This window comes from Pantoea endophytica, from assembly GCF_002858935.1.
Classification (GTDB): Bacteria; Pseudomonadota; Gammaproteobacteria; order Enterobacterales; family Enterobacteriaceae; genus Pantoea; species Pantoea leporis.
In genome coordinates, this window is record NZ_PJRT01000028.1 from 92,376 (window position 1) to 112,839 (window position 20,464).

19 protein-coding genes are annotated in these 20,464 nt (G+C 55.4%); 14 read left to right on the forward strand and 5 right to left on the reverse strand.

Annotated features, from left to right (window positions below):
* Positions 1-111 precede the first annotated feature (111 nt).
* The 11 genes from ndk (at position 112) to PZBJ_RS17255 (ending at position 12,872) form a co-directional block, all read left to right on the forward strand.
* On the forward strand, positions 112-543 hold the full coding sequence (ndk, locus tag PZBJ_RS17205; protein WP_007884899.1) for a nucleoside-diphosphate kinase: 432 nt from the start codon (positions 112-114) through the stop codon (positions 541-543).
* Between the two features lie 188 nt (positions 544-731).
* Positions 732-1,901: a dual-specificity RNA methyltransferase RlmN gene (gene rlmN, locus PZBJ_RS17210; protein ID WP_007884898.1), complete on the forward strand. Its 1,170-nt coding sequence runs from the start codon at positions 732-734 to the stop codon at positions 1,899-1,901.
* A gap of 75 nt (positions 1,902-1,976) precedes the next feature.
* Complete coding sequence (pilW, locus tag PZBJ_RS17215) at positions 1,977-2,711, forward strand: type IV pilus biogenesis/stability protein PilW (RefSeq protein WP_101763485.1); 735 nt, start codon at positions 1,977-1,979, stop codon at positions 2,709-2,711.
* Positions 2,701-3,717 (forward strand): cytoskeleton protein RodZ, encoded by a 1,017-nt coding sequence (gene rodZ / locus PZBJ_RS17220; protein ID WP_101763486.1) that lies wholly within the window; start codon positions 2,701-2,703, stop codon positions 3,715-3,717. Before pilW ends, rodZ begins: the two co-directional genes overlap by 11 nt.
* Positions 3,718-3,755: 38 nt before the next feature.
* On the forward strand, positions 3,756-4,877 hold the full coding sequence (gene ispG, locus PZBJ_RS17225; RefSeq protein ID WP_101763487.1) for a flavodoxin-dependent (E)-4-hydroxy-3-methylbut-2-enyl-diphosphate synthase: 1,122 nt from the start codon (positions 3,756-3,758) through the stop codon (positions 4,875-4,877).
* A 105-nt stretch (positions 4,878-4,982) separates the two neighbouring features.
* Positions 4,983-6,257, forward strand: coding sequence for a histidine--tRNA ligase (gene hisS, locus PZBJ_RS17230; protein WP_101763488.1), 1,275 nt, complete (start codon positions 4,983-4,985; stop codon positions 6,255-6,257).
* A gap of 39 nt (positions 6,258-6,296) precedes the next feature.
* Positions 6,297-6,914 (forward strand): YfgM family protein, encoded by a 618-nt coding sequence (locus tag PZBJ_RS17235; protein ID WP_101763489.1) that lies wholly within the window; start codon positions 6,297-6,299, stop codon positions 6,912-6,914.
* 19 nt (positions 6,915-6,933) lie between these two features.
* Positions 6,934-8,115: an outer membrane protein assembly factor BamB gene (bamB, locus tag PZBJ_RS17240; protein WP_101763490.1), complete on the forward strand. Its 1,182-nt coding sequence runs from the start codon at positions 6,934-6,936 to the stop codon at positions 8,113-8,115.
* A 178-nt stretch (positions 8,116-8,293) separates the two neighbouring features.
* On the forward strand, positions 8,294-9,784 hold the full coding sequence (der, locus tag PZBJ_RS17245) for a ribosome biogenesis GTPase Der (protein WP_101763491.1): 1,491 nt from the start codon (positions 8,294-8,296) through the stop codon (positions 9,782-9,784).
* 94 nt (positions 9,785-9,878) lie between these two features.
* Entirely contained in the window at positions 9,879-10,106 is a 228-nt protein-coding gene (locus PZBJ_RS17250; protein WP_101763492.1) for a zinc ribbon domain-containing protein, read from the forward strand.
* 327 nt (positions 10,107-10,433) lie between these two features.
* Positions 10,434-12,872 (forward strand): glucose/quinate/shikimate family membrane-bound PQQ-dependent dehydrogenase, encoded by a 2,439-nt coding sequence (locus PZBJ_RS17255; protein ID WP_101763493.1) that lies wholly within the window; start codon positions 10,434-10,436, stop codon positions 12,870-12,872.
* Positions 12,873-12,959: 87 nt separating this feature from the next.
* Here PZBJ_RS17255 and PZBJ_RS17260 read toward each other — a convergent pair whose 3' ends face one another.
* The 4 genes from PZBJ_RS17260 to xseA all read right to left on the reverse strand — a co-directional run bounded on the left by PZBJ_RS17260 (position 12,960) and on the right by xseA (position 16,005).
* Positions 12,960-13,142, reverse strand: a complete 183-nt coding sequence (locus tag PZBJ_RS17260) for a con-10 family general stress protein (protein ID WP_045814915.1) — start codon at positions 13,140-13,142, stop codon at positions 12,960-12,962.
* A 103-nt stretch (positions 13,143-13,245) separates the two neighbouring features.
* Entirely contained in the window at positions 13,246-13,572 is a 327-nt protein-coding gene (locus tag PZBJ_RS17265) for a protealysin inhibitor emfourin (RefSeq protein ID WP_101763494.1), read from the reverse strand.
* Positions 13,557-14,582, reverse strand: coding sequence for a M4 family metallopeptidase (locus tag PZBJ_RS17270; RefSeq protein ID WP_101763495.1), 1,026 nt, complete (start codon positions 14,580-14,582; stop codon positions 13,557-13,559). The genes PZBJ_RS17265 and PZBJ_RS17270 overlap by 16 nt, the downstream gene beginning before the upstream one ends.
* 49 nt (positions 14,583-14,631) lie before the next feature.
* A complete protein-coding gene (gene xseA, locus PZBJ_RS17275; RefSeq protein WP_101763496.1) occupies positions 14,632-16,005 on the reverse strand; it encodes an exodeoxyribonuclease VII large subunit in 1,374 nt (457 codons plus the stop codon).
* 169 nt (positions 16,006-16,174) lie between these two features.
* Between xseA and guaB the strand changes: the two genes are divergently transcribed.
* The 3 genes from guaB to PZBJ_RS17290 all read left to right on the forward strand — a co-directional run bounded on the left by guaB (position 16,175) and on the right by PZBJ_RS17290 (position 20,240).
* Positions 16,175-17,641, forward strand: a complete 1,467-nt coding sequence (gene guaB, locus PZBJ_RS17280; protein WP_101763497.1) for an IMP dehydrogenase — start codon at positions 16,175-16,177, stop codon at positions 17,639-17,641.
* Between the two features lie 72 nt (positions 17,642-17,713).
* Positions 17,714-19,294, forward strand: a complete 1,581-nt coding sequence (gene guaA, locus PZBJ_RS17285; protein WP_101763498.1) for a glutamine-hydrolyzing GMP synthase — start codon at positions 17,714-17,716, stop codon at positions 19,292-19,294.
* Positions 19,295-19,463: 169 nt separating this feature from the next.
* The gene (locus PZBJ_RS17290; RefSeq protein WP_008108318.1) at positions 19,464-20,240 is read left to right on the forward strand and encodes a DUF3750 domain-containing protein; all 777 of its coding nucleotides are present in this window, start codon (positions 19,464-19,466) and stop codon (positions 20,238-20,240) included.
* A gap of 27 nt (positions 20,241-20,267) precedes the next feature.
* On the opposite strand, the gene PZBJ_RS17295 is transcribed toward PZBJ_RS17290, so the two are convergent.
* On the reverse strand, positions 20,268-20,447 hold the full coding sequence (locus PZBJ_RS17295; protein WP_101763499.1) for a GDFGVC terminal motif YodC-like protein: 180 nt from the start codon (positions 20,445-20,447) through the stop codon (positions 20,268-20,270).
* Positions 20,448-20,464 lie beyond the last annotated feature (17 nt).

Below are 20,464 nucleotides of genomic sequence, written 5' to 3' on the forward strand. Positions count from 1 at the left end.
AATAATTCCGCAAATCGCTAATAGGCAACGCGCTGCGATATCCCTATAATCGGCGCGTTTTCTTACCGGGAGGAGCTCCCGGATTCTTCAGGATGCTAACTAGAGGTCAACATGGCAATCGAACGTACTTTCTCAATCGTGAAACCAAACGCCGTCGCTAAGAACGTGATTGGTGCAATTTATAACCGTTTTGAAAGCGCGGGCTTCAAAATCGTTGGCGCAAAAATGCTGCACCTGACCAAAGAGCAGGCTGAAGGCTTCTACGCTGAGCACAAAGGCCGTCCATTCTTTGATGGTCTGGTTGAATTCATGACTTCTGGTCCGGTTGTGGTTTCTGTACTGGAAGGCGAAAACGCCGTTCAGCGTCACCGCGATCTGATGGGTGCAACTAACCCAGACAACGCGCTGGCAGGGACCCTGCGTGCGGATTACGCGGACAGCTTCACCGAGAACGCGACCCACGGTTCTGACTCTGCTGAATCTGCAGCACGCGAAATCGCGTACTTCTTCGCAGAAAACGAAGTCTGCCCACGCACTCGCTAAGTGCGTTGATGGCCTGAGCGGACACCCGTCTTTACAGCTGTTCAACCTCTGTAAAACGGTTCCCCTGGCATCATGCAGCAGATGTAGTACAATTATGCGCCCTTGTTGAGCCAGCCTCAGCGAGGGCGCTGTTTTTTTCCTACTATTAACCAGAGCCGTAACGTGTAACAACGAGGCCAGAGAACATTATGTCCGAACAGATTGTGACGCCGTCGTCCGCTTCCCCCGTGGTTGTTTCCCCAAAAAACGAAAAAATTAACCTGCTGGATCTTAATCGTCAGCAGATGCGCGAATTCTTTCTTGAGATGGGCGAAAAGCCGTTCCGTGCCGATCAGGTCATGAAGTGGATGTACCACTACTGCTGCGATGATTTCGAGCAGATGACCGACATCAACAAAGTGCTGCGCGGTAAGCTGATGCAGCGCGCTGAAATCCGTGCGCCGGAAGTGGCGGAAGAGATGCGTTCCACCGATGGCACCATTAAATGGGCGATTCGCGTGGGCGACCAGCTGGTTGAAACCGTCTACATCCCGGAAGCGGATCGCGCAACCTTGTGCGTCTCCTCGCAGGTAGGCTGTGCGCTGGAGTGCAAATTCTGTTCGACGGCGCAGCAGGGCTTTAACCGCAACCTGCGCGTATCAGAAATTATCGGCCAGGTATGGCGCGCCGCGAAAATCATCGGTGCCGCGAAAATTACCGGTCAGCGTCCGATCACCAACGTGGTGATGATGGGCATGGGCGAACCGCTGCTGAATCTGAACAACGTGGTGCCGGCGATGGATATCATGCTGGACGACTTCGGTTTCGGCCTGTCAAAACGTCGCGTTACGCTGTCAACCTCAGGCGTGGTGCCGGCGCTGGATAAGCTGGGCGACATGATCGACGTAGCGCTGGCGATTTCACTGCACGCGCCGAACGATGCGATTCGTGATGAGATCGTGCCGATCAACAAAAAGTACAACATCGAGACTTTCCTTGCGGCGGTCAAACGCTACATCGGCAAGTCCAACGCCAATCAGGGCCGTGTGACCATTGAGTATGTGATGTTGGATCACGTCAATGACAGCACCGACAACGCGCATGAACTGGCGGCACTGCTGAAAGAGACGCCGTGCAAAATCAACCTGATTCCGTGGAACCCCTTCCCGGGCGCGCCGTATGGTCGTAGCTCCAATAGCCGTATCGATCGCTTCTCCAAAGTGCTGATGGATTACGGTTTCACCACCATCGTGCGTAAGACCCGTGGTGATGATATCGACGCCGCTTGTGGTCAGCTGGCGGGCGATGTGATTGACCGTACCAAGCGTACGCTGCGTAAGAAAATGGCGGGCGAAGCCATCTCTGTGAAGGCGCTCTGAAAGCCAGCGCCTGCTGATATTCAGCGGGCGTAACTCATGTCAGTCTCTCCGCATATTTTTCATGGAGAGACTGACATGCGTAAAGGATTATCCGCCGCGATTCTGGCTGGCTTTGTTGTAACCGGTTGTGTCAATCACCCTGCAAAGCAGAGTGCAGCGGATATCCGTCTGCAGCTCGGATTGCATTATCTGGCGGTGAAGGATTATGCCGCTGCACAGCGCAATTTATTGCGTGCTCAGCAGGCAGCGCCGAAAGATTATCGCGTGCCGTTGGCCCTGGCCCGTGTGGCGCAGGCGCAGCAGAACAGCGCACAAACCCGCTGGCACTATCAGCGGGCGCAGCAGTTAGCGCCGCTGAATGGTTATGTGGCTAACAATTACGGTGCGTTTCTCTGCGGTTTAAGGCAGTATGACGAAGCGCATCAACAGTTTAAGCTGGCAATTGAGGCGCAGGAAATCGATGCTCGTCAGGATGCATTCCTGTTTTCGGGCTATTGTTACCTGCAGGCTGATGAGAGTGCCGCAGCGCGCGAGCAGTTAGGTTACGCGCTGGATGCCGCACCGGAGCAGGGCAGTCAACTGCTGAGGGAAGTGGAAAGGCGGCTTGAACAGCAGGAACAGCAGTCGGTTCCGCTGCTTTTAGAAGTGTACCACCAGCGTTTGCCCGCAACGGCAGAGAGCCTGTGGTTACAGATACGTTTCGCCGCGCAACAGGGAAACGCTGCTGACGTTACACGTTATGGCGACCGGTTGGCGCGAAGTTTTCCACAATCGATACAGTACCAGCGTTATTTAGCTAATGAATACTGAAGCCACTCAAGAGAATTCTGCAGTACATTCCACAGGTGAACGCCTGCGTCTGGCCCGTGAGCAGATGGGGCTGACCCAGCAAAACGTCGCTGAACGCCTGTGCCTGAAACTTACTACCGTGCGTGATATTGAAGAGGATAAGTCACCTGCTGATTTGGCTTCGACATTCCTGCGCGGTTACATTCGCTCCTATGCCCGTCTGGTGCATGTGCCGGAAGATGACCTGCTGCCGATGATGGCAAAACAGGCTCCGGTGCGCGCTGCCAGGATCGAGCCGATGCAGAGCTTCTCATTGGGTAAGCGTCGTAAAAAGCGCGATGGCTGGCTGATGATCTTCACCTGGTTGGTGGTTTTCGTCGTAGTCGGTTTGACCGGTGCGTGGTGGTGGCAGAACCATAAAGCGTCACAGGCTGATTTGGTGTCGATGGCCGATCAAAACGGCAGCGGCGACAATAGCCAGTCCATTCCATTGGGCGACAACAGCACCGACAGCAATACCGATGCGGACACTAACGCTGCCGGTACGCCAGTCGATAACGGTGCTGGCGCAGCGGCCACGCCTGAAAGCAACGCCGGCGCACCTGCGTCGAGCATGAGCAACAATGCGCAAACCACCGGCAGCGACAACGCCGTGGTTTCGCCAAGCCAGGCTCCGATTGATACAACGCCGCCAGCGGCGACCTCTCCGGCGCCAGCAAACAGTGTTCCTGCTGGTCAAATGCCTACCGCGAATGCGGCAGTCAGCCAACCGGCAGGCGATCCGAATGCCATCGTAATGAACTTCAAAGCCGACTGCTGGCTGGAAGTCAGCGATGCGACCGGCAAGAAGTTGTTCAGCGGTTTGCAACGTAGCGGCGGTAAGCTGAGTTTGTCCGGAACGGCTCCGTATCGTCTGAAAATTGGCGCACCGGGTGCGGTTGACGTGCAATATCAGAATCAGCCCGTTGATTTAAGTCGTTTTATCCGTAATAACCAGGTTGCCCGTCTGACGCTGGGTGCGCAATAACGCGCAGCGCGCTTTCCGGGTAATTGTGGAGAGAGAATATGCATAACGAAGCACCCATCATCCGTCGCAAATCAACACGGATTTACGTCGGCAAGGTGCCAGTTGGCGATGGTGCGCCCATCGCCGTTCAGTCAATGACCAACACCCGCACCACTGACGTGGACGCCACAGTTAACCAGATTCGCCAGCTTGAGCGCGTCGGGGTTGATATCGTGCGCGTCTCCGTTCCCACTATGGATGCGGCTGAAGCCTTCAAACTGATTAAGCAACAAGTCAACGTGCCGCTGGTCGCGGACATTCACTTTGACTATCGCATCGCACTGAAAGTCGCTGAATATGGCGTGGATTGTTTACGTATCAATCCAGGCAACATCGGTAACAATGAGCGTATTCGCCAGGTGGTGGATTGTGCGCGTCATTACAATATTCCGATCCGTATCGGCGTTAATGCCGGTTCGCTGGAAAAAGATCTGCAGGAAAAATATGGCGAGCCAACGCCGCAGGCGCTGCTCGAATCCGCGATGCGCCATGTGGATCACCTCGATCGCCTCAATTTTGATCAGTTCAAAGTGAGCGTCAAAGCCTCTGACGTCTTCCTTGCCGTTGAATCTTATCGTTTGCTGGCGAAAGCCATCGATCAGCCGCTGCACCTCGGTATCACCGAAGCGGGCGGCGCGCGTGCGGGTTCCGTGAAATCGGCGATCGGTTTAGGTTTACTGCTGGCCGAAGGCATCGGCGATACGCTGCGTATTTCGCTGGCGGCCGATCCGGTTGAAGAAGTGAAAGTCGGCTACGATATCCTCAAATCTCTGCGCATCCGCTCCCGCGGCATCAACTTTATTGCCTGCCCGACCTGTTCGCGTCAGGAGTTTGATGTCATCGGTACGGTCAATGCGCTGGAAGAGCGGCTGGAAGACATCATCACACCGATGGATATTTCCATTATCGGTTGCGTGGTGAACGGTCCGGGTGAAGCGACAGTTTCTACCCTCGGCGTGACCGGCGGAGCCAAGAAAAGCGGCTTCTACGAAGATGGTGTGCGCCAGCGCGATCGTCTTGATAACAACGACATGATCGACCAGCTGGAAGCGCGTATTCGCGCTAAAGCCAGCATGCTGGATGAAAGCCGCCGTATCAACGTGCAGCAGCTGGAAAAATAATCGTGGTGCGCGCCTGTCGCGTGCCAGTTTGTGATTGAACCTGTGCGGTTTCATCCTCATAAGGTATGATGCCGCTCAGGTTTTTTTGTCTTAAGAGATTCTAACGTGGCGAAGAATATTCAAGCGATTCGCGGGATGAACGATTACCTGCCGGCGGATACCGCGATTTGGCAGCGTATTGAAGGCACCCTTAAGCAGGTGCTGGCCAGTTATGGTTACAGTGAAATCCGTCTGCCAATCGTTGAGCACACCCCGTTGTTCAGCCGCGCGATCGGTGAAGTCACCGACGTGGTTGAGAAAGAGATGTACACCTTTGAAGACCGCAACGGCGAAAGCCTGACGCTGCGTCCGGAAGGCACTGCAGGTTGCGTGCGCGCCGGTATCGAGCACGGTCTGCTGTACAATCAGGAACAGCGTCTGTGGTACACCGGCCCGATGTTCCGCTACGAGCGCCCGCAGAAAGGTCGTTATCGCCAGTTCCATCAGATGGGTGTCGAAGTCTTCGGCCTGCAAGGCCCGGACGTAGATGCTGAGCTGATCATGATGACCGCACGCTGGTGGAAAGCGTTAGGTATTGCCGAGCACGTTGATCTGGAGCTGAACTCTATCGGTTCGCTGGACGCGCGTGCCAACTATCGCAGCGCGCTGGTGGCATTCCTTGAGCAACATCAGGACGTACTCGACGAAGATTGTAAACGCCGCATGTACACCAATCCACTGCGCGTGCTCGACAGCAAAAATCCTGACATCCAGAAACTGTTAAACGATGCGCCAACGCTAGGCGAATTCCTTGATGAGGAGTCACGCGAGCACTTCAGCGGCCTGTGCGCCTTGCTGGACGACGCGGGCATTAACTATCGCATTAACCAGCGCCTGGTGCGCGGCCTCGATTACTATAACCGTACCGTGTTTGAATGGGTGACCAGCAGCCTCGGTTCGCAGGGCACCGTGTGCGGCGGCGGACGTTACGATGGTTTAGTTGAACAGCTGGGTGGACGTGCCACGCCAGCGGTTGGTTTTGCCATGGGTATGGAGCGTCTGGTGTTGCTGGTGCAAGCAGTTAATCCAGAATTTGAACCGACGCGCATTGTTGATGTCTATGTTATCGCTTCGGGGCAGGGCGTTCAGTCCGCCGCGATGCAACTGGCGGAAAAACTGCGTGATGCTGATCCGGCACTGAAGATGATGACCAACTTTGGTGGCGGTAACTTCAAGAAGCAGTTTGCCCGTGCAGACAAGTGGGGCGCACGCATTGCGCTGGTGCTGGGCGAAGATGAAGTGAAAGCGGGCCAGGTTGTGGTGAAAGACCTGCGTACCGGCGATCAACAGACGCTGGCTCAGAGCGACGCCGCTGCGACGTTGCGCACGCTGCTGCAGTAAGCGCAGCACTGCAACAGCCATTTTAAAGAGAGGGATTGCGTGGAAGTTTACAGCAACGAAAACGAACAAGTTGACGCGCTGCGTCAGTTCTTTGCCAACAATGGCAAATTCCTGGCCGTTGGCGTAATCATCGGTATCGCTGCGCTGGGTGGCTGGCGTTTCTGGTCCAGTCATCAGGAAGGCACCGATAAAGCGGCATCAGCAGAATATCAACAACTGACCAGCGCGATGCAGGCGGACAAGCCTGATTCGCTGGAAGCGGTCGCCACTTTCGCCAGCGAAAACAACAATACCTATGGTGCGTTGGCTTCGTTGGATCTGGCTAAGCAGTATGTTGAAACCAATCAGCTCGATAAAGCTATCACTCTATTACAGAGTGGGCTGAAAGATACCAAAGATGCCAACCTGCAGGCGGTGATTAACCTGCGTCTGGCTCGCATTCAGTTGCAGCAAAGTCAGGCCGATGCCGCACTTTCTACCCTTAACAATGTTAAAGGTGATGGCTGGACAGCCATTGTGGCGGACATTCGTGGCGAAGCACTGCTGAGCAAAGGCGATAAGCAGGGCGCGCGTGATGCCTGGAGCAAAGGTGCTGAATCGCAGGCCTCTCCTGCGCTGAAGCAAATGCTGCAGATGAAGATGAATAACTTAAGTTAAGCCAGTCAAGAGAGCGCACATGGAATTACGTAAATACCTGCTGCCAGGGCTGATTTCAGTCACTCTGCTCAGCGGTTGCTCGCTGTTCAGCGGCGAAGAAGATGTAGTGAAAAGGGCCCCGCTGCCTAAAGTGGAAAACCAGTTTACGCCGCAGACCGCGTGGAGCACCTCGGTTGGCGATGGCGTTGGTGATTTCTATTCCAATCTGCATCCAGCCTGGCTGGACGGTACCGTGTATGCTGCGGATCGTTTTGGTGTGGTTAAAGCGCTTGATGCCAGCAATGGTAAAGAGAAATGGAAAGTCGATCTCTCTGAGAAAACCGGCTTCTTCTCGAAAAACATCTCGGCACTGCTCTCTGGCGGCGTCACCGCCAGCGGCGACCGCATCTACATCGGTAGCGAACGTGGACAGGTATTTGCGTTGAATACCAGCGATGGTGGCATTGCCTGGCAGACCAAGGTCGCCGGTGAAGCGCTGTCGCGTCCGGTGGTGAGCGACGGTTTAGTGCTGGTTCACACCAGCAACGGTATGTTGCAAGGCCTTGATCAGAGCACTGGCGTGATCAAATGGACCGTTAACCTTGATATGCCTGCGCTGTCACTGCGCGGTGAATCAGCCCCGACCGTGGCCTTTGGTGGCGCAATTGTGGGTGGCGATAATGGCCGCGTGAGCGCAGTCATCGTCAATCAAGGTCAGCTGATTTGGCAGCAGCGTATTTCGCAGCCAAGCGGCGCCACGGAAATCGATCGCCTGAGCGACGTCGATACTACGCCAGTCGTGGTAAACGGTGTGGTTTATGCGCTGGCGTATAACGGTAACCTCACCGCGCTGGAACTGCGTTCTGGTCAGGTGCTGTGGAAACGTGAGATTGGCGGCGTGAAAGACATGGTGGTGGATGCGGGTCGTATCTATCTGGTCGATCAGGATGACCGCGTGATTGCCCTGAATGCTGATGGTGGCGTAGCCATCTGGCGTCAAAGCGATCTGCTGCATCGTAATCTGACCTCGCCGGTGCTGTTCAACGGTTATCTGGTTGTCGGTGATAGCGAAGGTTATCTGCACTGGATTAACACCCTTGACGGCCGCTTCGTGGCGCAGCAGAAACTGGACAGCGATGGCTTCCAGACTGAACCGGTGGTTGCCGGTGACAAGCTGCTGATCCAGGCGAAAGGCGGAGAAGTTTACGCCATCACCCGTTAAGGATATGGCTCTGCGGGAACGCGTTTCCCGCTCGCTTACACGGCTCCTGATTCGTCAGGGGCCGTTTCGTTTTTAGTCAGGCATGGTATTCTTTGCGCCTTCAGCCTGACGCCTGGCGTCAAATGTCGTTATAATCACGCCATTCGGGCGAATTATTTTAAAAACTGAGGCAAGTGTTATGGTACCTGTGGTCGCGCTGGTTGGGCGTCCCAATGTGGGAAAATCTACGCTATTTAACCGTTTAACACGCACACGTGATGCGCTGGTGGCGGATTTTCCTGGACTGACTCGCGATCGCAAATATGGTCGCGCCGAAGTGGAAGGGCGCGAATTCATTGTTATTGATACCGGCGGTATTGATGGCACCGAAGAGGGCGTAGAAAACCGCATGGCGGAGCAGTCGCTGCTGGCGATTGAAGAAGCCGATGTGGTGCTGTTTATGGTGGATGCGCGCGCGGGCGTAATGCCGGCGGATCAGCAAATCGCTAATCATCTGCGTGCCCGTGAGAAAGCCACCTTTGTTGTCGCCAACAAAACTGACGGTATCGACCCGGAAGCGGCGGTGCTGGATTTCTATGCGCTGGGCTTAGGCGAGATTCACGCCATTGCAGCTTCGCATGGCCGCGGCGTTAACAGCCTGCTGGAAACCGCACTGTTGCCGTGGATGGAAGAAATCGTTCCAGAAGTCGAGCTCACTGAAGAAGAAGAGAACGCTGCTTATTGGGCCGATTTAGAAGAAGAGAGTGAGAAGGCGCTGGAGGAAGAGGAAGAAGAAGATTTCGACCCAACCACACTGCCAATCAAACTCGCTATCGTTGGCCGCCCGAACGTGGGTAAGTCAACGCTAACTAACCGCATTCTTGGCGAAGACCGTGTCGTGGTCTTCGACATGCCGGGCACCACGCGCGACAGCATCTATATTCCGATGGAACGTGACGGACGTGAGTATGTCCTGATTGATACCGCTGGCGTACGTAAGCGCGGTAAAATCACCGAAACCGTCGAAAAATTCTCAGTTATCAAAACGTTGCAAGCGATCGAAGATGCTAACGTGGTAATGCTGGTGATTGATGCCCGTGCCGGAATCTCCGATCAGGATCTCTCGCTGCTCGGCTTTATCCTGAACAGTGGGCGCTCACTGGTGATCGTGGTCAACAAGTGGGATGGCATGACGCAGGAAGCCAGAGATGAAGTCAAAGAGATGTTGGACTTCCGCCTGGGCTTTATCGATTTTGCGCGCATCCACTTTATTTCCGCCCTGCACGGCAGCGGCGTCGGCAACCTGTTCGAATCGGTGACCGAAGCGTACGACTGCTCTACCAAACGTGTGGGCACCGCAATGCTGACGCGCATTATGACCATGGCCGCCGACGATCACCAACCGCCGTTGGTGCGGGGTCGCCGCGTGAAGCTGAAGTATGCGCACGCCGGTGGTTATAACCCGCCAATTGTGGTGATTCACGGCAACCAGGTGAAAGATCTGGCTGATTCCTATAAGCGTTACCTGATGAACTACTTCCGTCGTTCACTCAACGTTATGGGGACGCCGATTCGCATTCAGTTCAAAGAAGGCGATAACCCGTACGCGGGCAAACGCAACCTGTTGACGCCAACGCAGCAGCGTAAACGTCAGCGTCTGATGTCGCATCTGAAGAAGAACAAGCGTTAAGATGAGAAGGGCCCAGCAGGGCCCTTTTTTTTCACCTGTAACTTGTAGTGGCGCCATTTATGGCGGCCGCCATCCAAAGCGCAGAGGATAATGGATGAACTTTTCCTGCCCAACCTGTCAGCAACCACTCACTCTCAGTGAAACCGGTTTTGACTGCCCCAATTGTGAACGTCATTTCGATCGTATCGCCTTATGCCCGGATTGCCATCAGCCGTTACAAGTGCTGAAAGCCTGTGGCGCTGTCGACTACTTTTGTCAGCACGGCGACGGTCTAATCTCGAAAAAGCGCGTCGAATTTACGCCTGCCTTCATCGCAGATTAAAAACTCCGGATTCCACGCCTAGAGTTATTAACCAGTTACGCCTGGATTTGTAGCAAAAATGCTATTAACCAGTGACTGCCGCGTTATGGATATTCACTTTTTATTGTACCAAGTGGTACAATCCTGCCGCCTTGTCGCGAGAATCACTCTCACCTACGTTGTGTCCTCGCTCACAAGCGCCGAATCACGGGCATTGCACCCGTATCAATAGATATAAAATAAAGCGTAACGGAATAGTTCCTGTCTCCCGCTGCGGCTGGGGCCTTGTCATCGGCTGCCACAGATTTATCGGCGCCAGCGCTTTATTTTTTCAGGAGAGTTTTTGTTATGGCAGAAAATTCCGCTCGTCCCGGCAAAGGGCTGAGCATCTGGTCCGTACTGTTTGGCCTGGTCTTGCTGGCAATCGGCTTGTTCTTCGCAATCGGCGGCGGCAAGCTGGTCGCGCTGGGCGGCAGCTGGTACTTCCTCATCGCCGGTATCGTTATGTTGCTGGCGGCCATTCAGTTCTTCCGTCGCAAATCATCCGCCGTCACCCTGTTTATTCTGGTGTTTGCTGGCACGCTGATTTGGTCACTGTATGATGCAGGCCTGCATTTCTGGCCGCTGGTCTCGCGCTTGATGGTGCCGGCCGGCTTGATGCTGTTTGCATTCCTCACCTGGCCAGCCCTGCGTAAAAGCGAAGGCAAAAGCTCCCTGGCAAAAGTCTCTTATGTGCTGTCTGCGGTGATCGTGGTGGGCATGGTGGCGACTTTCGTGCAGATGTTCCAGCCGCATCCTACCGTGGCATTTGACGGTAAACAGCTGCCGCTGATTCCGGTCGATAAATCAAAACCTCAGCAAGACTGGAGCAGCTACGGCCGTACGCCGGGTGGCGACCGCTTCGCTGCCATCGATCAGATTACCCGCGATAACGTGAAAGATCTGCAGGTTGCCTGGACTTTCCACACTGGCGATACGCCAATCAGCCCAACCGGTAACGGTGCGGAAGATCAGCAAACCCCGCTGCAGGTGGGCAACACGCTGTTCCTGTGCACCCCGCATAACAATGTGATTGCGGTTGCCGCAGACAGTGGTAAGGAAATCTGGAAACGCGAAATCAACGCGCAGGCAGAAGTGTGGAACCGCTGCCGTGGCTTAGCCTATTTCGATGCGACTAAACCCCTGCAGCAGCCAACCGAGCCGGGTTCAACGCCGGTTACTGCCGCTGTGCTGCCTGCTGGCGACACCTGTCAGCGTCGTATTCTGATGAACACCATTGATGCGCGTCTGATTGCTATCAACGCCGACAACGGTGAGCTGTGCGACACCTTCGGTACGCACGGTGTGGTTGACCTGAAAACCGGTCTGGGCAGTGCGCCAGATCCGCAATATCAGTTGACGTCACCGCCAGCGATGGCCGGTACCACTGTTGTTGTGGGTGGTCGTGTCGCCGATAACGTACAGACCGACATGCCTGGCGGCGTGCTGCGTGGTTTTGACGTCATCACCGGTCAGATGCGTTGGGCGTTTGACCCAGGCAACGACGACCCCAATGCGGTGCTGATGCCGGGTAAAAATTACACCCGCAGTACGCCAAACTCGTGGGCGCCAATGTCTTACGATCCGGCAATGAACACCGTGTTCCTGCCGATGGGTAGCTCGTCAGTGGATCTGTGGGGTGCGAACCGTACCAAACTGGATCACACTTACGGCGCATCAATCCTGGCGTTGGATGCCACCACCGGTAAGCAGAAGTGGGTTTATCAGACCGTGCATAACGATCTGTGGGACTTCGACCTGCCAATGCAGCCGAGCCTGGTCGACTTCCCGATGAAGGACGGCACTAACAAGCCAGCTGTAGTTATCGGCGCGAAAACCGGCATGATCTGGGTGCTGGACCGCCTGACCGGCAAGCCTTTGACCAAAGTTGAAGAGCTGCCGATGCCGCAGGGTCACATCCCGAACGAGCAGTACACCAAAACTCAGCCGCACTCCGTGGAAATGCCAAATATCGGCAACCAGAAAATGACGGAATCGGATATGTGGGGGGCAACACCGTTTGATCAGCTGGCGTGCCGTATTGCCTTTAAAGGTATGCGTTACGATGGTCTGTTCACCGTGCCGGATACCGATAAATCCCTCAGCTTCCCAGGTTCACTGGGCGGTATGAACTGGGGCGGTATCTCGTTTGACCCGAACAACCAGTACATGTTCGTTAACGACATGCGTCTGGGCCTGTGGGTACAGATGATTCCACAAGACACCAGCAAAACGGCGGCCAGCAACGGCGGTGAAGCCATCAACACCGGTATGGGTGCGGTTCCGCTGAAAGGCACACCGTACGCGGTGAACAAAAACCGCTTCATGTCGCCGCTGGGCATTCCGTGCCAGGCTCCGCCGTTCGGTACGCTGTCAGCGATTGACATGAAAACACGTCAGATCGTGTGGCAGGTGCCGGTGGGTACGGTAGAAGATACCGGTCCGTTTGGTATCAAAATGCGCGCGAAAATGCCAATTGGTATGCCGACCTTAGGCGGCACGCTGGCAACGCAGGGTGGCCTGGTGTTCATCGCGGGTACGCAGGATTACTATCTGCGCGCTTTCGATAGCTCAACCGGTAAAGAAGTGTGGAAAGCACGTCTGCCAGTCGGCAGCCAGGGCGGTCCAATCAGCTATGTTTCGCCGAAAACCGGCAAACAGTACATCCTGATCTCTGCAGGCGGTGCACGTCAGTCGCCAGACCGTGGTGATTACGTGATTGCTTACGCGCTGCCAGACAGCAAGTAAGTTAAAAAAGGAGAAAGGCCGACATCATGATGTCGGCCTTTTTTTTATCACCCTCCGTGGCACATCTCTTCCTTTAAGGCACCTTAATTACTGCTGCTTAGAAGGGCGACGGCTTTTTTGACCTCCTTTTCTTCCAGCTTCCCTGGCTCTTTCAGGATCGTTTCTGAAATTACCCCCACTGACTTTGCCGCCAGCGCTACCGGCTTCCCTGGCGCGCTCCGGGTCCTCTGCAAAGTTCCCGGCACCACCTCGTTGCTTTTTTTGTGTCATAGCAGAGACCTCATCTAAGGGTGTTTTCTTCGACGTGGACTAGCTAGCCACATAATGAGTATAGTCAATCAGTTACGCTCTGCCTTGAGAGATCTCCGATAACCTATTCACCGTCTCGCCACAGCGATTGCAGCTCGGGGGGCGCCAGTTGTTCGGGAATTAAAATCACGAAACTTCCCGCTTCGCGATGGGTAGCATAGGTGATTTGAATGCGGTAGTAGCGCTGATCGCCACGACCGACATTTGCCGCCTGATCTTCCGTTTCCCCCAAGGGCATTGCCTGTTCCAGCACCTCGCAGACGCGCTGCTTTTGCGGTTCCGGTAGTTCCGCCAGCGTAAAGCGCCGCTCTCCGCGCAGTTTAGGGATAAAAGCGATTCCGCCTTCCCGCGCCAGTTCGATGATTGCGTCATCGGTCAGTTGGATGTCCATGTTACGCCTACCTGCTGCCAGGCGGATTGGATCTTTTCCGCCACTGAGCTGTTGAATCGTTGATTGGCGTGCTGCACGGTAAAGCGCGCAAAGGTGCTGAAATCGGCATCCTGCGGCAGCGTTTTGTCGCACAGCGTGTTGTACCACGCTTGACCGGCCTGTTCCCACGCAAAGCCGCCCAGCGCTTTAGCGGCGAGGTAAAAGGCGCGATTGGGAATGCCGGAATTGAGGTGCACGCCGCCGTTGTCGTCACGCGTTTCGATGTAGTGCGCCATATCGGCCGGTTGCGGATCTTTACCCAGCACCGGATCATCGTAAGCCGTTCCCGGTGACGACATCGAGCGCAATCCGCGCCCGTTGATGCCCTGCGCCAGTAAACCTTCGCCGATAATCCAGTCGGCCTGATCGGCGCTCTGCTTGAGGTGAAATTGCTTCACCAGCGAACCAAACACGTCAGACATCGATTCATTCAGCGCGCCTGCCTGTTGGAAATAGATTAATCCCGCTTCGGTTTCTGTCACGCCGTGCGTCAGCTCGTGCGCCACCACATCCAGCGCGATAGTGAAGCGATTGAAAATCTCGCCGTCACCGTCACCAAACACCATCTGCTGCCCGTTCCAGAAGGCGTTCTGATACTCCTTGCCGTAATGCACGGTGCCATCGAGCTTGAGGCCTTTATTGTCCAGCGAGTTGCGTTGGTAGATTTGCCAGAAGAAATCGTAGGTAATGCCGAGATAGTTCCAGGCTTCTTCGGCTGCAACATCACCATTTCCCGGCTGGCCTTCTTCGCGCACCAACGTGCCGGGCAGATTTTGCGTCCCTTCGGCGTCATAGATAGCACGCAGCACTGTGCCTGGCTGAGCGGTGGTGGTGCTTGCTGGTTTAGCGTTATGTTCGCCCATCAAGTGCTGGACGTGGGTGAGGGTGCGGCGCGCGTAGTCTTGTTGCGCGCCGGAGCAGTTATCAATGATATTGCGCAGAATGTAGGGAGGAATAACGCTGTAAGACATAAAAAAACTCCTGGCCGTTTAGGTACATGCCAGAAGTATAGTTTTCCCGCTATGAACGCGCTTTGCGGCTCCGGGATTTCTGCGGTTCGAGTGCGGTAACCTGGCTTTCCACCCAACCATCGTCCAGCCGGGTGCGCAGCAAGTCGCCTTTGCTCAACTGTTGAGTTTTCTTCACCACCTGACCTTGGGTGTCGGTGGTTACGCTGAAGCCACGCGCCAGCGTTGCCAGCGGGCTCACGCCTTCCAGCTGTGCCGCCAGCGTGCCAAAGCGCTGACGATTGTGATTGAGCTGCTTCTCCATGCCCTGCTGTAAGCGATAGTGCCATTGCTGGAGCTGCTGCTGAGCGCGCAGAATACGTCCCTGCGGCTGCTGGGCGTTAAGGCGTTGCAGCAGGCGATCCTGCTGACGATTGGCCACACGCATGCGCTGGTCCATTGCTTCACCGAGACGGCGCTGCAGCTGTAAGAGCGCGGTTTGCTGGCGTGCCAGACGCAGCTGTGGATGCTGCTGCTGCAAGCGGTGCTGAATGCGCGTGAAGCGACGCTGCTGCTGAGCCAGATAGAAATCCATCGCCATCTCCATGCGCTGCTGCTGCGACTGCAAACGACGCAACAGTTCAAGCTGATTACGGCTCACCAGTTCTGCCGCAGCAGACGGCGTCGGCGCACGTAAATCCGCTACGAAGTCAGCGATAGTGACATCGGTTTCATGCCCAACGGCGCTGACAATCGGCAGGCGGCTGGCAAAAATCGCCCGCGCCACGCGCTCGTCATTGAAGCTCCACAAATCTTCCAGCGAACCGCCGCCACGACCGACAATCAGCACGTCACACTCATCGCGCTGGTTAGCCAGCTCAATGGCACGCACAATGCCAGCCGGCGCATCCACGCCTTGCACCGCGGTGGGATAGATAATCACCGGCAGTGAAGGATCGCGTCGATGCAGCACGCGCAGCACGTCGTGCAGCGCCGCGCCGGTGGCGGAGGTAATCACGCCCACCTGACGCGCCGGATCCGGCAGCGGCTGTTTGAACTGTTGATCGAATAAGCCTTCCGCGGCTAAACGCGCTTTCAGCTGCTCGAATTGCTGCTGCAGCAAGCCTTCACCGGCCGGATGCATGCTTTCGATAATCAGCTGATAATCGCCGCGCGGCTCATACAGCGTGATGCTGGCGCGCACTAACACCTGCTGGCCATGTTGAGGACGGAAGGTGACGCGACGGTTGCTGTTGCGGAACATCGCGCAGCGCACTTGTGCGCCATCATCCTTCAACGTGAAGTACCAATGACCGGAAGAGGGCTGAGTGAAATTTGAAATTTCAGCGCTGAGCCACACCAGGCCCATCTCATTTTCCAGCAGTTGGCGCACCGTGGTGTTCAGGCGGCTGACGGTAAAAATATTGGCGGTTGGCGGTAGCGACATGTGATGTAGATCAAATTTTAAATCAGAGGGTTAATCAACTGATACTACATTGCTTGCCCCGAGGATCAAGACATTTTCTGAAAAAACACTGGAGGCAATCGGTTTCGGCCTGTATAATGCCGCGGCAATATTTTATCTGTTTTAATCGCCCCCAGGTGGAGATATTGCAATGTTAAGAATCGCTAAAGAAGCCCTCACATTTGACGACGTTCTGCTCGTTCCCGCTCACTCCACTGTCTTACCGAACACCGCTGATCTCAGCACTCAACTGACGAAAAACATCCGTCTGAACATCCCCATGCTCTCCGCTGCAATGGACACCGTGACCGAAGCCGGTCTGGCAATTGCGCTGGCGCAGGAAGGTGGTTTGGGCTTTATTCACAAAAACATGTCAATTGAGCGCCAGGCGGATGAAGTTCGTAAGGTGAAAAAACACGAAAGCGGCGTCGTTACCGATCCACAAACCGTGCTGCCAACCACCGCGCTGGCGGCGGTGAAAGAGCTGACCGAACGTAACGGCTTCGCCGGCTACCCAGTCGTGAACACCGACAACGAGCTGGTGGGCATCATCACGGGCCGTGACGTGCGTTTTGTTACCGACCTGACCTTACCAGTTTCCGCGGTGATGACCCCTAAAGAGCGCCTGGTAACGGTGAAAGAGGGTGAAGCACGCGAAGTTGTGCTGCACAAAATGCATGAAAAACGTGTTGAGAAAGCGCTGGTTGTTGATGACAGCTTCCACCTGCTGGGCATGATCACCGTTAAAGACTTCCAAAAAGCCGAACGTAAACCTAACGCGTGTAAAGATGCGGAAGGCCGTCTGCGCGTAGGCGCTGCTGTTGGTGCCGGTGCGGGCAATGAAGAGCGCGTTGATGCGCTGGTTGCTGCCGGTGTTGACGTGCTGCTGATTGACTCATCACACGGTCACTCTGAAGGCGTGCTGCAGCGTATTCGTGAAACCCGTGCAAAATACCCGAACCTGGAAATCATCGGCGGCAACGTTGCCACCGGCGCAGGCGCATTGGCGTTGGCGCAGGCCGGCGTGAGCGCGGTGAAAGTGGGGATCGGTCCTGGCTCAATCTGTACCACGCGTATCGTCACTGGTGTTGGCGTGCCACAGATCACCGCGGTTTCTGATGCGGTTGCCGCGCTGGAAGGCACCGGCATTCCGGTTATCGCTGATGGCGGCATCCGCTTCTCTGGCGACATCGCTAAAGCGATTGCAGCAGGCGCAGCGGCCGTCATGGTCGGTTCTATGCTGGCTGGTACCGAAGAGTCTCCGGGCGAAATCGAGCTGTATCAGGGCCGTTCGTTCAAGTCTTATCGCGGTATGGGTTCACTGGGCGCGATGTCTAAAGGCTCTTCAGATCGTTACTTCCAGAGCGATAACGCCGCTGACAAACTGGTACCGGAAGGTATCGAAGGCCGCGTGGCCTATAAAGGCCGCCTGAAAGAGATCGTGCACCAGCAAATGGGCGGCTTGCGCTCTTGCATGGGCCTGACGGGTTGCCAGACCATTGACGATCTGCGCACCAAAGCGGAGTTCGTGCGTATCAGCGGCGCGGGCATCAATGAAAGCCACGTGCATGACGTGACCATCACCAAAGAGTCACCAAACTACCGCATGGGTTCATAATCCCGTAAAATTTAGCGCCCGGCACCCGCCGGGCGCTTTTATTATTAAGTCCATCCCAATGGAAACGCCTCAATGACGACTGAAAATATTCATAAACATCGCATTTTGATCCTCGATTTTGGTTCTCAGTATACGCAGCTGGTTGCGCGCCGCGTGCGCGAGCTGGGTGTTTACTGCGAACTCTGGGCGTGGGATGTCACCGAAGAGCAAATTCGCCAGTTTAACCCGAACGGCATCATTCTCTCTGGCGGTCCGGAGAGCACCACCGAGCTGAACAGCCCGCGTGCGCCGGAATACGTGTTTAACGCGGGTGTGCCAGTGTTGGGCGTCTGCTACGGCATGCAGACCATGGCGATGCAGTTGGGCGGCAAGGTTGAAGGCTCTAACGAGCGCGAATTTGGTTATGCGCAGGTTGAAGTGCTGACTCAGAGCGCGCTGGTGCGTGACATCGAAGATGCGATTAGCGCAGCAGGTAAACCGCTGCTGGACGTTTGGATGAGCCACGGCGACAAAGTCACCGCCATCCCAGCCGGTTTCGAAACCGTTGCCAGCACCGAAACCTGTCCGTTTGCCATCATGGCTAACGAAGAGAAGAAATTCTACGGCGTGCAGTTCCACCCGGAAGTGACGCACACGCGTCAGGGCCTGCGCATGCTTGAGCGTTTCATTCGTGACATCTGCGGCTGTGAAGCGCTGTGGACGCCAGCCAAAATCATCGAAGATGCGGTTGAGCGTATTCGTCAGCAGGTTGGCGATGACAAAGTGATTCTCGGTCTGTCTGGCGGCGTGGACTCTTCTGTGACCGCGATGCTGCTGCATCGCGCCATCGGCGAGCGTCTGACCTGCGTGTTCGTGGATAACGGCCTGCTGCGTCTGAATGAAGCTGAGCAGGTGCTGGAAATGTTCGGTGACCACTTCGGTCTGAACATCGTGCACGTTGCGGCAGAAGCGCGCTTCCTTGATGCGCTGGCGGGCGAGAACGATCCCGAAGCCAAACGTAAAATCATCGGCCGCGTATTCGTAGAGGTGTTTGACGAGCAGGCGCTGCGTCTGGAAGACGTGAAGTGGCTGGCACAAGGCACCATCTATCCTGACGTGATCGAATCGGCGGCTTCTGCCACCGGTAAAGCGCACGTGATCAAATCGCACCACAACGTGGGCGGTTTGCCGAAAGAGATGAAGATGGGCCTGGTTGAGCCGCTGAAAGAGCTGTTCAAAGACGAAGTGCGTAAAATCGGTCTGGAACTCGGCCTGCCGTACGACATGCTGTATCGTCATCCGTTCCCAGGTCCAGGTTTGGGCGTGCGCGTGCTGGGCGAAGTGAAGAAAGAGTACTGCGACCTGCTGCGCCGTGCAGACGCTATCTTCATCGAAGAGCTGCATAAAGCTGACTTGTACAACAAAGTCAGCCAGGCGTTCACCGTGTTCCTGCCAGTACGTTCTGTTGGCGTGATGGGCGATGGTCGTAAATATGATTGGGTTGTTTCACTGCGTGCGGTGGAAACCATCGACTTCATGACAGCGCACTGGGCGCACCTGCCGTACGATTTCCTCGGCCGCGTCTCTAACCGCATCATCAACGAAGTTAACGGCATTTCCCGCGTGGTTTATGATATTTCAGGTAAACCACCTGCGACGATTGAGTGGGAATAAATCCTGCTTTGATTACTGCGTAAAAACGAAGCCCGCTTAATTGCGGGCTTTTTTTTCAAACCTTCTGATGGCAAATCATGCGGCTAAATGTATCGCATAGTTCGTGAATACAAACGCCCCCGTTTCGATGCAAGATAGCGAGTAATTTTTACTCATCAGGATGCCGTCGATGTTGCCTTTCAAAGCCGTACTGATCTCTTTTCTTTGCATCATCTTGCTTTCATTAGGCGCGAGCTTGGCGCAGGCAACGCGAAGCGGTGAGCTCACCTCTGAACGCGGTGGCTGGGCATCAGCAAGGCGCGATTCGGCCGGTATCGCACCGGATCCGCAGCGTTATGCGGCAGAAGCTATCGTGCAGGTTTATGCTGCGCCGACTTATGGCTGGAAGGGCGCGGTGGCGGTGCATCCGTGGATTATCTTCAAGCGCGCCGGTGAAACCCGCTATAACCGTTACGAAGTGATTAGCTGGGGCAGCGGCGATAAAGTGCGTCGTAACAGCAATCTTCCCGATGGTTATTGGTACGGTGCGAAGCCGCGTCTGCTGGTTGACCATCGCGGCAGTAGCGCAGAAGCGATGATTCCGCAGATCGAAGCGGCCATTAAATCCTATCCCTGGCCGACCACGTATCACGCCTGGCCGGGACCCAACAGCAATACTTTTATGGCGCATATCGGCCGCGAGGTTCCGGCATTGAAGCTCGACCTGCCGGCTAACGCGCTCGGCAAAGATTATCGCTCGCTGCTTAATCCGGTAGGTTTACCACCTTCAGGTCGCGGCGTGCAGCTTTCCCTGCTGGGCGTGTTGGGTGTGACGGTTGGCGCGGAAGAGGGGCTGGAAGTGAACTTGCTGGGATTAAACATGGGGCTGGATTTCACACCATTTAGGCTGCGTCTGCCGTTTATCGGCGGCATCGGTCAGAATAATGTGCAGCGAGACAATCCCTAAAAATGGCCCCGATTTGGGGCCATTTTTTTAACAGACGCCGAAATCGCCGTCTTCGTGATACAGATTCACGCTATCGGCTCTGACTTCAATTTCACGCTTGATGTGATCGTCAACGCGAGCGCACCACAGCATATCGCCTTCCACGCGCAGCACCTGCATCTTTGGGCCACCGGTCTTAGACTGCACAAAATCATCCACGTTAAACATGCTTCTTCTCCGTCAGG

Coding starts and splice junctions, on each gene's coding strand:
- ndk (WP_007884899.1), top strand. CDS start 112: ATGGCAATCGAACGTACTTTCTCAATCGTGAAACCAAACGCCGTCGCT.
- rlmN (WP_007884898.1), top strand. CDS start 732: ATGTCCGAACAGATTGTGACGCCGTCGTCCGCTTCCCCCGTGGTTGTT.
- pilW (WP_101763485.1), top strand. CDS start 1,977: ATGCGTAAAGGATTATCCGCCGCGATTCTGGCTGGCTTTGTTGTAACC.
- rodZ (WP_101763486.1), top strand. CDS start 2,701: ATGAATACTGAAGCCACTCAAGAGAATTCTGCAGTACATTCCACAGGT.
- ispG (WP_101763487.1), top strand. CDS start 3,756: ATGCATAACGAAGCACCCATCATCCGTCGCAAATCAACACGGATTTAC.
- bamB (WP_101763490.1), top strand. CDS start 6,934: ATGGAATTACGTAAATACCTGCTGCCAGGGCTGATTTCAGTCACTCTG.
- der (WP_101763491.1), top strand. CDS start 8,294: ATGGTACCTGTGGTCGCGCTGGTTGGGCGTCCCAATGTGGGAAAATCT.
- PZBJ_RS17250 (WP_101763492.1), top strand. CDS start 9,879: ATGAACTTTTCCTGCCCAACCTGTCAGCAACCACTCACTCTCAGTGAA.
- PZBJ_RS17255 (WP_101763493.1), top strand. CDS start 10,434: ATGGCAGAAAATTCCGCTCGTCCCGGCAAAGGGCTGAGCATCTGGTCC.
- PZBJ_RS17260 (WP_045814915.1), bottom strand. CDS start 13,142: ATGACACAAAAAAAGCAACGAGGTGGTGCCGGGAACTTTGCAGAGGAC.
- PZBJ_RS17265 (WP_101763494.1), bottom strand. CDS start 13,572: ATGGACATCCAACTGACCGATGACGCAATCATCGAACTGGCGCGGGAA.
- PZBJ_RS17270 (WP_101763495.1), bottom strand. CDS start 14,582: ATGTCTTACAGCGTTATTCCTCCCTACATTCTGCGCAATATCATTGAT.
- xseA (WP_101763496.1), bottom strand. CDS start 16,005: ATGTCGCTACCGCCAACCGCCAATATTTTTACCGTCAGCCGCCTGAAC.
- guaB (WP_101763497.1), top strand. CDS start 16,175: ATGTTAAGAATCGCTAAAGAAGCCCTCACATTTGACGACGTTCTGCTC.
- guaA (WP_101763498.1), top strand. CDS start 17,714: ATGACGACTGAAAATATTCATAAACATCGCATTTTGATCCTCGATTTT.
- PZBJ_RS17290 (WP_008108318.1), top strand. CDS start 19,464: ATGTTGCCTTTCAAAGCCGTACTGATCTCTTTTCTTTGCATCATCTTG.
- PZBJ_RS17295 (WP_101763499.1), bottom strand. CDS start 20,447: ATGTTTAACGTGGATGATTTTGTGCAGTCTAAGACCGGTGGCCCAAAG.